Source organism: Exiguobacterium sp. KKT215 (genome assembly GCF_055635335.1).
Genome location: NZ_JBVMVX010000002.1, coordinates 22,393 through 35,176 on the forward strand (window position 1 = coordinate 22,393; position 12,784 = coordinate 35,176).

General features: G+C 52.1%; 14 protein-coding genes. 13 read left to right on the plus strand and 1 reads right to left on the minus strand.

From position 1 onward, the window contains the following. Positions 1–2 precede the first annotated feature (2 nt). The 13 genes from ACZ2GZ_RS15625 (at position 3) to ACZ2GZ_RS15685 (ending at position 11,615) form a co-directional block, all read left to right on the plus strand. Positions 3–419, plus strand: coding sequence for a hypothetical protein (locus ACZ2GZ_RS15625; RefSeq protein WP_470295637.1), 417 nt, complete (start codon positions 3–5; stop codon positions 417–419). Between the two features lie 15 nt (positions 420–434). Beyond that, positions 435–2,378, plus strand: coding sequence for a pLS20_p028 family conjugation system transmembrane protein (locus ACZ2GZ_RS15630; RefSeq protein ID WP_470295638.1), 1,944 nt, complete (start codon positions 435–437; stop codon positions 2,376–2,378). Positions 2,379–2,384: 6 nt separating this feature from the next. Next, on the plus strand, positions 2,385–2,684 hold the full coding sequence (locus ACZ2GZ_RS15635; RefSeq protein WP_233005489.1) for a DUF5592 family protein: 300 nt from the start codon (positions 2,385–2,387) through the stop codon (positions 2,682–2,684). Between the two features lies 1 nt (position 2,685). Continuing rightward, complete coding sequence (locus ACZ2GZ_RS15640) at positions 2,686–3,306, plus strand: hypothetical protein (protein WP_470295639.1); 621 nt, start codon at positions 2,686–2,688, stop codon at positions 3,304–3,306. Positions 3,307–3,323: 17 nt separating this feature from the next. After that, the gene (locus ACZ2GZ_RS15645; RefSeq protein ID WP_470295640.1) at positions 3,324–5,276 is read left to right on the plus strand and encodes a VirB4 family type IV secretion system protein; all 1,953 of its coding nucleotides are present in this window, start codon (positions 3,324–3,326) and stop codon (positions 5,274–5,276) included. Then, a complete protein-coding gene (locus tag ACZ2GZ_RS15650; RefSeq protein WP_470295641.1) occupies positions 5,276–6,382 on the plus strand; it encodes a lysozyme family protein in 1,107 nt (368 codons plus the stop codon). The genes ACZ2GZ_RS15645 and ACZ2GZ_RS15650 overlap by 1 nt, the downstream gene beginning before the upstream one ends. Before the next feature lie 30 nt (positions 6,383–6,412). Next, on the plus strand, positions 6,413–6,991 hold the full coding sequence (locus ACZ2GZ_RS15655) for a hypothetical protein (protein ID WP_470295642.1): 579 nt from the start codon (positions 6,413–6,415) through the stop codon (positions 6,989–6,991). After that, a complete protein-coding gene (locus ACZ2GZ_RS15660) occupies positions 6,992–7,831 on the plus strand; it encodes a hypothetical protein (RefSeq protein ID WP_470295643.1) in 840 nt (279 codons plus the stop codon). It abuts the gene before it with no gap. A 192-nt stretch (positions 7,832–8,023) separates the two neighbouring features. Next, entirely contained in the window at positions 8,024–8,275 is a 252-nt protein-coding gene (locus tag ACZ2GZ_RS15665; RefSeq protein WP_029596487.1) for a hypothetical protein, read from the plus strand. After that, positions 8,268–9,422, plus strand: a complete 1,155-nt coding sequence (gene mobP2, locus ACZ2GZ_RS15670; protein WP_138858527.1) for a MobP2 family relaxase — start codon at positions 8,268–8,270, stop codon at positions 9,420–9,422. Before ACZ2GZ_RS15665 ends, mobP2 begins: the two co-directional genes overlap by 8 nt. A gap of 9 nt (positions 9,423–9,431) precedes the next feature. Further along, positions 9,432–9,881, plus strand: a complete 450-nt coding sequence (locus ACZ2GZ_RS15675; protein ID WP_138858528.1) for a hypothetical protein — start codon at positions 9,432–9,434, stop codon at positions 9,879–9,881. A 5-nt stretch (positions 9,882–9,886) separates the two neighbouring features. Then, positions 9,887–10,174, plus strand: coding sequence for a hypothetical protein (locus tag ACZ2GZ_RS15680; protein WP_138858529.1), 288 nt, complete (start codon positions 9,887–9,889; stop codon positions 10,172–10,174). Between the two features lie 4 nt (positions 10,175–10,178). Next, a complete protein-coding gene (locus ACZ2GZ_RS15685; RefSeq protein WP_138858530.1) occupies positions 10,179–11,615 on the plus strand; it encodes an ImmA/IrrE family metallo-endopeptidase in 1,437 nt (478 codons plus the stop codon). 69 nt (positions 11,616–11,684) lie between these two features. Here the strand turns inward: ACZ2GZ_RS15685 and mphN are convergent, their stop codons facing one another. Beyond that, a complete protein-coding gene (gene mphN, locus ACZ2GZ_RS15690; RefSeq protein ID WP_131472585.1) occupies positions 11,685–12,575 on the minus strand; it encodes a macrolide 2'-phosphotransferase MphN in 891 nt (296 codons plus the stop codon). Positions 12,576–12,784 lie beyond the last annotated feature (209 nt).

The window sequence follows — 12,784 nt, forward strand, 5'->3', positions numbered from 1 at the left end:
TTATGAGGAAACTACTTGCGGGTACTTTAGGAATCAGCTTGTTTTTACTTGGAGCTTGCTCAAATGCCAATGAGGCTTTGGTTCAACGTGATATTGAACACGTTGAGAAGGTCATGACAGCCGAAATGGATGATTATTTGCTGATTGTAAAAGAAGAAGATGGTGAATTCGAAGAGTTCGTTGAATTCGTAAAAGAGGTAGCGAACGAAGAAAGCCAACAAGTCACGCTCTATAATACGTTTCAGCCAGATGGTGAGACACTTGTCGATCGTGGTAACTTTGAATACACTGACGAACTAAAAGGTGCCGTTCTATACTCTATTCAAGGTGGAAACGTCACAGATGAAATCAATGTTGGAATGTTAACAGCGGACAATTACGAACAACAGTTAGCGGACTTCTTTACTAGGACTCAGTAGATTGGGGGTCTTTCAATGGCTGATTCCGATTTAATCACCAAATTACAGGAATACGAAGATGTACTCCAAATAAGTAGTATGGTCAATGACGCACTGCGCTCAATGGGATGGATTCTGGTCAGAGGACTGTCAGTCTTGATTGACGGCCTTGAATCAATCACGGATCAAATCCTATTAACCAATACATTCTTCAATAATGAACAAGTGGTTGAATTCGTTCTTACGATTCAACCTTTTTTGTATGTTCTTTTAGCAGGAAGCTTCTTGTTTACTGGATACTTGTTGATTTTCCAAAAGAAATTTGAGCGTGAGAGTTTTTTGATCAACCTGTTCATCACACTATTGATCTTAGGTTTACTTTCACCAACTATGAGCCGAATTCAGGAGTTCTCTGATGAAGCAATCGCAGAAATCGGAACAGATTCGCTTTACGACGGAGAAGCCTCATTATCTGAGAGTATCTTAAAACGAAATGTACATGATTTGATTGAGCACGATTCGAAGAACTTTAATGCTGCTACAGGCGAATCATTAAATGCCATTCCGACTGAGTTAATTGATAACATCCGGATCAACGAGATTTTCGACAAGAACAACTACGACTTATCGGCAACCGGAAACAAGTTGGCTGAGTCTTATATTCTATGGAATGGAAGAGAGACAAGTCTCGGCAAACTAGATCAAAGTGGCGTCGAGTGGAACAACCAGTATTACTACCGCTATCAGCCGAACTGGTTGACCATCTTCGTGACGCTCGGGATCATGGGCTTCACGCTGTTCTCGATCGCCTACAAACTGGCGCGCCTGTCGTTCGAGCTCGCCTTTAACTATGTCTTGGCGATCCTCGTCGCACCGGCCGATCTGCACAGTGGTCAAAAGACGAAGAAGGTCATCCAAAGTATTCTGAACACGTTCCTCGTGATCATCCTGATCTTCGTCTCCATCAAGTTGTACACGATCGGGACTGCCTATCTGGCGGAGACGTTGGACGGGTTCGCCTACCTAATCGCCCTTATCGCATTCTCGGTCGCATTGATTGATGGGCCGAACATGGTCGAGCGGCTGTTCGGGATCGATGCAGGTCTCAAACGGGGCTGGGGTGTCGCGCTCGGTGCCTATGCCGCCGGGAAAGGCGTGACCTCGGCCGGTGCACACGCCGTCTCGAAGGTCGCGCGTGCCGCACAAGGTGCACCGAAAATGCCATCGCTCTATGAGGCCGCGACGACACGGATGGATTCAAACGCTGTGCCTCAGAACGGTTCACCGCTTAGTGCAGCGGGCCAAGCTTCACAGCGGATGGACAACGAGCGACAGATTGATGCGAATGAGTTCAATCAGGCCAATCAAACCGCCAGTCGCACGCAGACCGACAAAGAGAGACCGACAATTCCGAAGAACGATGCGCAACCAAACAACGGTCAAGAATCTGAGCTTGATGTACACAGTTCTCCACACGTGAACGAAGCGTCAGGCCGCCCGTCTCCTGAATCGATTCATGCGACGAACCCTGAATCAAACGCTCAACGTGGAACCGACCATCAACCAACGCCATCGGAGACGCAAAGACCGGAATCGATTCACGATCATTCAAGTTCTAATCAGTCTCCAAGCCCTACTTCGTCGACTGTCGAAGCGGTCACTGGGTCCACCGATACCACATCCGGACCAGACCATCGTCAAAACGAATCGACGACACCAACACCTCATGATGCACCACATTCAAGCGACTCATCCCCGTCTTCGTACTCTACGACGGGTTCGAATGATTCGGCAACAGAGAAACGCCAAGGACGAGCCCAACGGACCATCCATCAGGACACCGTGCTCGACATAGAGACCGAGGTCATCGAACAGGTGCGTGAGAATCAGACGCACCGTCATAGCCAGAATCATGAAGAGTCGCGACGGATTTATCCGACCTCGCCACCGCGACCTGACCACACTAAAAAGAAGGAGTGAAGACCCATGCGCAAATACCGGATCCCGAATGAGGTCACGACCGAGCTGAAGATCAACAAGATGCTCTATCTGCATGATTTCCTGTTCCTCGTCGGGCTCATCGTGCTCCGGCTCGTGACGCTCCCGTTCATCCCGTCCGTGCTCCACATCCCGTTCACGGTCTTCCTCATCGTCTTCGGGCTGTTCATGGTACTCCGGCCGGCGACGAATCCGCAGAAGCGGATGGTCCATGCACTCTACTACGCGCTCATCAAACGCAAAGACACCTATCTCGCGCTCGATGCGCAGACGAAAGGACGTGATTGAGATGACTTTCATCGAAGACACGCTACAAGAACCGAGACGCACAGGCACCTGGCTCGACGAACAGGACATGGTCGAGAAACGGAAGGTCAAAGACAAGGTCGTCGTCAAATCGACGGTCGCCGAACTGATGCCGGTCGTCGACATCACCGGGTTCGAGTCGTTCGAGATGCGCGATGGGACCTATCTCGACATGGTCCAGCTCACCTCGAAAGACATCTATTCGTTGAACGAGGAGGAAAAGGACCATGACGTGTTCTCGCTCGCCTATCTTCTGCAGGCGTACACGCACCCGCTCAAGGTCGTGCCACTGAACACACCGCTCAGTCTCGAGCGGCAGAAAATCAGCATCGAACGACAGATTCGACAAAATCAGACACCGGCCTACCTGCCCTTTTTACTCAAAAAGAAGCAGGAGCTCGAATACCTCGAGGAGCATCGCACCAATCGCGATTATCTCCTCTTTTTTTATGCCGACGACGAGCGGACGCTACGCGAGCGGAAGACGCATCTCTATAAACTGCTCCGCCGCTCTAACCCGATGCGCGAGCTGACGCTCGACCAGAAGGTGCATGTGCTCTATCAACTGAACAACCCGAACACGAAACCACAACTCGACGCCTGAAGAAAGGAGTGACGTATATGTGGCAACGCCTGCGTGACAAGTTATCCAAACAACAGGACCCAGAGACCGTCAAGATCGAGAAAGGCTACAATCCCGATGTCATCGCCAAGATCCAGCCGCAGGGCGGCATTAAGTTCGACGCCAACTTCGTCCGGCTCGGTGACGGCTACCTGTCGTGTCTCCATGTCTATAAATATCAGTCGCTTGTCTATGACTACTGGCTCGAACCGATTTTGAACATGCCGGGCGTTTTGACGACGCTCGACATCGGGACGGCCGACAAGCGTGAGATCATCCAGACCATCAACAAGTCGATGGCCGAACAAAATACACGCTTCGAGAACGCGAAGGACAACATCGACCGCATCGACGCCCGGGAGACGTATAAGGAGCTGAACGAGCTCTACGAACAGATCACCCAGGGCGAGACGATGAAATATCTGCACCTACGCCTCTATGTAAAGGCGAAGACGCTCGACACGCTCGAGGTGAAGGTGCAGGAAGTGATGGAAGAGCTCGAAGCCCGAAACTTCCGTTCGACAATTTTCCTGAACGAACAGGAATGGGAATGGCAGAGCCTATTCACGAGCTATGATCAACAACAAAAGCTCCCGAACCGGCGCCGCGGGAAAGAGATTCCTTCCCTCTCTATCGCCGGCGGCTACCCGTTCCACTTCACGTCGCTCCAGGACGCGACCGGCACGTATTACGGGACGACCGACACGAACGGCAGCGTCATCTTTGACCTGTTCCATAAGGACAAACAGCGCAAGTTCTATAACGCGCTCATGATCGGCAAGATGGGGTCCGGCAAGTCGACACTCCTCAAGAAGACCGTGCTCGACCAGGCAATCAAGGGCAACAAGATCCGCATCCTCGACGTCACGGGCGAATTCTCGGACCTCGTGCATCAGCTCGGCGGGAAAGAGATCGCGCTTGACGGGTCGGCCGGTCTCATCAATCCGCTCCATGTCTACAAGACCGTGACGAACAACGACGGCAGCGCCAACGAGGCACTCTCGTTCATGCAGCACCTGTCGAAGATGGCCGTGTTCTATCACTACATCAACCCGGCGGCGACGCAAGAAGAGACGAACGAGTTCGAGATCCTGCTCCGGGACTTGTACGTTCGGCACGGGCTCTGGGATGAACAGGGTGAACTGCCGATCACGACGCATCCGGCGAACCGGTACCCGACGTTCTCCGACTTCTTGAACCTCGTGCGTCGTGAGCTCTACACGGACGACACACGCACCTCGATCAAAGAAGCGATCAGTCCGAACCGGATGCGGCGTCTCGAGAATATCGAGCTCGCCGTCACGAACCTCGTCCACAACTATGACAACATCTTCGACGGCCATTCCTCGATTGACCGGTTCGACGAGGAGCTCATCGTCTCGTTCCCGCTCCGGAACCTGACGAGCCTACGCGACGAGGTGTTCCAGGCGCAGGTGTTCTCCTTGATGAACATGCTGTGGGACGGGATGATCGCCAACGGCTCGAGTCAACTGAAGGCCTATAACCAGGGCGTGCTCCGGACCGAGGAGGCATGCAAATACCTCATCGTCATCGACGAGGCGCACCACTTGATCAACACGCGCGACATCGCGCAACCGGCCATCCTGTATCTGCAACGCTGCATGCGCGAGGCGCGCAAGTATTTCGGCGGTATCTTCTTCGTGTCGCACTTGATCACCGACTTCGTGCCGGCCGGATCGAAGTCCGAGAACGCCGAGAACGTCAAGTCGCTCTTCCAATTGACGCAATACAAGATCATCGGCGAACAGGACGCGGAGAGCATCCCAATCATCCAGACGGTGTTTGATGGCCAACTCTCGAATTCCGAGATGCGCATCATCCCCTCGCTCGAGACGGGACGCGTCGTCCTTAGCATATCCGGCGTACAGAACCTCATCTTTGACGTCGATGTCGCACCCGAGGAGCTCGCCCTGTTCGGCGGAGGTGCCTAATGTGGGCGGCCGCGAAACGGATTGCCCACTTCGCCCTCATGGCGAAGTGGCAGCTTGCGACGCTCAAATGGCGACTCATCCTGCTCGGCATCGCGGCACTCGTCTTGTTCCTGGTCATCCTCGTCGTCGGAATCCTCGACAAGCTCACGGGTGTCCAGAACGAACAACCGACCGACGTCACATTCGACACGGCCGGTGGTCTCCAGGTAAGCGACCAGGTGCTCCAATATCGGGGCTTGGTAGAAAGTGAACTGACGAAGCACGGACTAGCCGAACAGACGAACCTCGTACTCGCGCTCATGATGCAGGAAAGCGGCGGACGCGGGAACGACCCGATGCAGGCGAGCGAATCGCAGTGTGGACGGATCGGGTGCATCACCTCCCCCGAGGAGAGTATCGTCTACGGCGTCGAATATTTCGCATCCGTCTTCGAACGGGCGAACCGCGACGTGCAGCTCACGTTACAGAGCTACAACTTCGGCGGCGGCTTTATCGATTATGTCCAGGAGAACGGCGGGCGCTACTCGAAAGAGCTCGCCATCTCATTCTCGCAGATGATGTACCAGCGCGTGAAACACACCGGTATCTATCGTTGTCATCGCCCGAGTGCGGTCCAGCACGGCGCCTGTTACGGGGACATCGAATACGTCGACGCGGTGTTGAAATACCTCGCGCCGGTCGCCGTCGCCGATGGGATTATCACGAAAGAACTGTTGTCGGGATTACGTTCCCCGCTCGCCATCACGCTCAACGTGACATCGCGTTTCGGGTGGCGCGTCGTCTTCGGACAACGGGACAACCACACCGGTATCGACTTCAGTTGCACCCCGTCCGACACGATCCACGCGGTCAAAAGCGGCACCGTCATCTATAGCGGGAACCGCGGACCGTACGGTAATCTCGTCCAGGTCCGACACGACGACTACATCACGGCGTACGCGCACCTGAGTCGTCTCGGCGTCCAGACCGGGCAACAGATTGACGCCGGACAAGCGCTCGGGTACTGTGGCACGACCGGCCGTTCAAGCGGGAACCATCTGCATTTCGAGATCAAGACGGGTGAATGGTTCGGTCATATCGACCCCGCCCCGGTCTTCGGATTGTAAGTCATGCATGTATGAAAAGGAGGAGGAAGAATGAACTTCACCGCACGTCACCTTGCGTATCTGTTCGGGGTACTGCTCCTGATTTCGATCGCAGCGAACGTCTTTTTCTATCAACAAGTGACGGCTGTCACGAGTACTTCAGACACGAGCGAGACGAAAAATGAGAGCGTCACTCACTCTGAATCGGAAACCTCCGAAGATACGCCGTCAGACACTGTACCAGTCGTCGCTTCGACGGAGACGGAACGAATGGAAGAGCTGGTGACACGCGCGACGCGCTTCGTCGAGTACGCCTTCACCATCACGAAGGACAGTTACACGACCCAGAAACGACAGTCGAAGGACGTCATGTCGGAGGAACTCGCGGCCACACTCTTCGCCGCTGATGGGAGCGACGTCGGCACGTTCGAGACGACCGTCCGCGACATTGAGGTGTTCCCTTCTGTCTCCGGAGAAGATTGCCTCGTACGGTTCGAACAGCACCTGTTGATCACCGAGACGGGTTATGAAGAGACGACGCAAGAACTGTTGGCCCTGACGTTCGAGTCCATCGAAGGACGTTTGGTTGTCACCGAAATGGAAGACCTGACACCTGAAGGAGGAATCTAGATGCGACGACAAACACGACGGCGTCTCACCCAAAACGTCTCCCGGTTCTACCTCGTACTCGGCGTATTCTTTGTCATCGGCTTCCTCTTTTTCGGTACCTCGTCGTTCTTCTTCGCCGAGGAGGCACCGGTCAATGAGACGCCGATCAACGAGGCAATCCGTCTCTCGAACGGGGAGACCATGACGCTCCACGCGTCCAGTTACGATACGGAGGCCAAGACAATACGCATCCGACTCTCGCTCGATGACGCACCGGATAACACAAACAATCATGTCTTCCGCTACGTCTATAAGGCACGTCCGGATTCCGAGAAGGAAGTCACATCGCTGTATGACCGGAACAATCAGTACGTGCTCGAATTGAAGGACGTGCCGAACGACTTCGACCAACTCGCCGTCCGAATCTATGTGGTGGGCGAGTCACAATCAATCGACACATTCACATCTGAGGAACGGGAGAACAGTCTTTTGGCGTCCCTCTATGCCGACCGCCGGACCATCGAACAGGCGAACCACACCTCATCTGACGAGACAACTTTCACGAGACTATTTGTCGAAGACGAGCTCGCGGAGACAGAGCAACAATTAGAAAAAGCGCAACAATCAGTCGAGGCGCAGCGGCAACAGATCGAGCGACTCGACCGTGACAAAGAGGAGCTTGAAGACGAACTCCCCTACCTCTCGCTCGACGAACAGGTCGAACAAGAGAACGAAATTTTCGATCTTGGCCGGAAACGTGATGAACTCAACCTGGAACTCGAGAAGCTCGAACAGTCGGTCGTAGCGCTCGAAGAAAAGCACGACAAGTTGCGCGTTCGGCTCCGGGAACTGTCGATTTAAGTGGCACATTTCGTGCCAAATCGCTGATTTTACTGGCACATTTCGTGCCATTTTCGGACTTTTGGTGATATCACGGAAACCCCAGGCTCTGCCTGGTCTATCACGACAAGTGATAGCAGTTTCCCCTTATGCTCTTTGAACGAACTTTTAGGACCTCGGCAATATACAGCCTCTAGAAAGGTGGTCAGGCAGATGGATCTGTTACTCCGCGACATCGACCCCGTCATCGTGAAGCAAATCGATGAATGGGCGAAGGAACACAACCGCTCCCGGCAACAATACTTGAAAGAACTGCTCGCCTCCTGGTGTGCGAACGGCATCCAATCGACGCAGGTCGAGCGGCTCGAACGACAGCTCGAGGCGAACACGCTCCACCTGAAACGGAGCGCAGACGAGCTCGCCGAGGTGACCCGTTTGTTGAACGAGGTGATGCAGGATGCGTGAGACACCGGGCGTCGTCATCAAGTCGAAGTTCAAGGTGCCGAGCACAAAAAAGAAGTCACGTCGCTACACGACATACCTCGATTACATCAATCGACCGGATGCGAAAGACAGCCCCGATCAGTTCGAGACGTATCACGACTATATGGAAGACGAGACGAAATCGAGCGGTCTCTTCACACGCGAGGACGACCGGTTGGACCAAGAAAAGCGTCGCACCGTCCGTGACATCTTCAAACACGCACAAGCGGACGGGAGCATCCTCTGGCAGGACGTCATCTCGTTCGATAACGCCTGGCTACGGGAGACCGGTGTGCTCCACGATGACCTCGTCGACGAGAAACGGTTGATCCAGGCGACACGGAACGCGGTCGAGGCGATGCTCCAAAAAGAAAAGATGGTCCATGCCTACTGGACCGGCGCCGTGCATTACAACACCGACAACATCCACGTCCATGTCGCCATCGTCGAGACGAGCCATATGCGCGAGCGCGGCAAACGCAAACCAAAATCGATCGAGCTGATGAAGTCGAAGGTCATCCATTCCCTCGCCGACCGGACGAAAGAACAGGAGAAACTGAATGCGTTCATAAGAGACGAACTGGTCACCCATAAACGAAACCGGAAGATTCAAATGCTCTCGAACCGTGTCCTGCATCCCGAACTCGTCCGTCAATTCAAGGACATCTATGAACGGTTGCCGGAGGACAAACGTCAATGGCGCTACAACATGAACGGGATGCAGCCACTCCGTGAATCGCTCGACCGCTTGACCGACCGCTACATCGACATTCACTTCAAATCAGAGTTCCAGGCCTTCAACGAGCGGCTCGAGCAAGAGGTGTCGTTCCATCGTCGTAGCTACGGCGACACGGAGAAGGCCGAGCGGTACCGGACGACGAAGCGACAGGACCTCTACACGCGGATGGGGAATGCCATCCTCTCCGAGATGTGCGACTTGTCAAAAGAACAGGTGATATTCGAGAAAAATAAGACCCCCAAGCATCCGGTCCGACGTGCGTTCAAACAACAAAAGATATTCAACGAATCACTCTACCGGATTGAGCGGCACATGAACGACGAGTTCGAACATTTGAATAACCAACGCGCTTTCGAACAGCTGGAGCGGGACATCGAATATGGAAAGTGAGGGAGGACGATGGAAGAGTTGAGACAGATCCGTCTTCGATTGAAACCGGAGACGGTCGCGTATTTAGAAGAGTTCGCCGACGACAAACGCTTCGGCCACCTCGGTCAGGTCATCGACCATATCGCAGAAGAACGTAGAAAACTGGCCGACGAGAAGTGGGACATGCAGTTCCTTACCCGCTCGATCAGCACGCAGGTCTCCCGTCATATCGAGGAAATGATGAATGAACAGGTTTCAACGGAACTCGAGCGGATTCGGCTCGCCGCGAACCGTTCTGACCGTCACGGACAGATCCTGACTGAGCTCCTGCAGGCGCTCATGCAGACCGAGGGAATCGAGGACATTATGACGACGGACCAGTTCAAGCCGACGTTCCTCGCGACGGCAGAACGTATCGTCCAGGAACGCATCGAGCATCAAAAACAGAAGAAGGACACACTAACTTTCGAGAGAGGATGAATCTTATGCGACCACTTGAACGTCCCTTCACGATGGGACAACTGTTGACGCTTCAACCGAAAACCGTCACGGTCCTCATCTATGGAAAACGGTACGACATTCTGATATCAATGTCTGAGCATCAGCTTTTAACCGCCATCGCGCAAGACGAGATCGTCTTGCTTCCCGTCAATTTCGAACGGACACGGCTGTTACTCGACATCCCGGAAATGTCGCCACAACTCGAACGTGAACTGAACGAGTTTACGGATACTGAAGACTCTGTCACCGACTTGTTGAAGGAAGGAGTCTGACACGATGGCCAAGATGAAGACGAACGAAGAACGGAAAGCCGAGCTCGAGGCTTTGACGGAACAGATGGAAAAACAGATCGACAGCTACTTCGAGAGCCCAGAAAAGATTCGAGAACATCTACAGTTCCTCGGTAAGTTCCATCAATACTCGATGCGGAACGCGGTCTTGATCGAGTCCCAATTTCCTGGTGCGGTCGCGGTCGGCTCTTATCCGTTCTGGGAGAAGCAAGGCGCACAGGTGCAAAAAGGCGAACGTGGCATCAAGGTGTTCGTCCCAAGTCCAGTGACGTACGCCCTGCATAAGGACGAATGGGTACCGCTCAGTAAGGCACCGAAGCCGATCAAGGACGGTGTGAAACAAGGACGCATCCCGTCACGCAAGATGATGTACTTCAAGATTGGTCACGTGTTCGAGTACACGCAGACCGATGCGCGTGAAAAAGGAATCGAGGTCTCGGACATCTTCAAACGGTATCACCGGGACGGCGGGCTCGAGAACGAACAAGACATCCGTGACGCCTTGACGACGCTCGCGGATGCCCGGAATGTGACACTATTGGAGGAACCCCTCGACGAGATCGGGACGGCGAAGGGCTGTTACTATCCGGAGCTACATGCAATCGCCTTGAACCCACGAAACACGTCGATCGAGGACATCAGCGTCCTGATCCACGAGCTCGCCCATGCGGAGCTGCACAACCAGGAGCGGAATTTTGAACGAGACCAACCGCTCACGGCACCCGAGAAGGAGTTCCAAGCCGAGATGGTCGCCTATGTCGTCTCGCATCAACTCGGGTTCCCGACGGACGACTTCTCGCTCTCCTATCTGGCCGGTTGGACGAAAGACAAGGAACTTTTAGACAAGGAACAATTGTTGCAGGAAGTCCATCAGACGTCCGCGACCTTTCTTGACCATATCGAGTCACACTTAGAAAAAGTACACACCTTACAACAGGAGAAAGAACAGAGCCCTCTTGATTACCTTGAACAGCTGGAGCGGCGAATGGGATGGAAAGACGCTGACCTCAGTCTTTATGAACGGGTGCATGCCGTACAAAGTGTGTTCCCCGAGGAGGTGGAGCCCTATCTGAACGCAAAAGCGGCCCTCGAGACGAACCTGAAGATGGATCGCGTCGATGAGCCGCTCATGTATATTCATGGTAGGGGTCTCGGGTTTCAGCAGTTCGGCATCGCCAATAATCATGACTTCAGTGAAGATCAGCTTGTGGCTTATACAATCGCATTACCGAATCAACCATTGGTCAGTGGTCACTTCGTCCCGGAAAGTGCCGTACATCCTTTACACCATCTTGAAAAAACCAATCGTTTGGAGAGACCGGTCCTGAAATCGCTTGAAAATCACTGGCATGACGTGTTGTTAGATGAAGAACAAAAGTCCCTTTCAAGAATTTCATTGTTTAACATCGAAAGACTCTGGTGACATTCGTGGGTATGATGATTTAAAAAATCATACCCTTTTCAATTTCAGAGCGCTGCCATTGCTTTTACCTCATACATTTTGTGTAAGCATATGAGCAGCTGTTTCACGCATATCTTGTAGGTCAGATATCTCTGCGAATTCAGCTACAGTTATTGCGCTGGTTGTTAACAACTCAATTATATGCTCATCCATTCTTGGCCATGTTCTTCCGCCTGCATTGTCGTAAGCATCGAGTAACTTTGTCAAACCATCCTTACCAAACAGTAATAGATGTGATAGAAAATCCACAGATGTGTCCGCAATACTAATTTCTGTCCAATCTATCAAACCAGAGACCTCAAAATTCTTATTTATTAATATGTGGCCAGGGTGTAAATCCCCGTGGCTTACACCTACATGCGATGGCCATAGCGAATCATTCGCCAACCATTCTTGCCAACGCTCCCATAGCTCTGAATTCACATGATACTTCTGTCTCACCTTCTCCATCCGTATCTTCATTGAACTGTTTAAATCTCTAGCATATAGAGTTTTGATACCGATTTCTTTGAAGTGTCGATGTGGTAATGTGTGTAGTTCTGCCAACACTTTACCTAATGACTGATAGTAAGATTGTGGTGTATTCTCTTTGTCAAAACTCCAGATGTAATCTTGTTGCTCTACATCAATTGTTGCAACCGGAACACCATCTAATTGCTTATACGCAATTAGTTCATCATCAAAAATTGACCAATTTGGAACTTGAAAACTCACATGTTCTTCCATAATTTCTAGTGCCCCCTTTTCTTTCAAGGCGCTCCTCATCGAATCTAATCTTCGAGGAATTCTTAGTATCCACTTGCTACCAAGCGTATCTTTTGCATAAGCAACTTGAAAATCAACACCCGATTCATTTACCACAATGCTATTCTCTAACACATCTAATCCTTTATTTTTTGCAAGCCGTTTAAATTCGTTCATGATTTGTTCCTCCAATTTTTATGTTGTGCGATAAGCAAGTGAAATGTATGCATTTTTAATACTTTTTCATTTCAATCTTTTCTAATTAGACTTAACTAAATGAAGTCATAAAAAAATCACAGACAAAATGGTGTCTGTGATCAAGAGTAAATGAGCTACAACCAAGAAGCGTCCATTATCAAAAATAAAAGGACACGACAAAAAGAGTT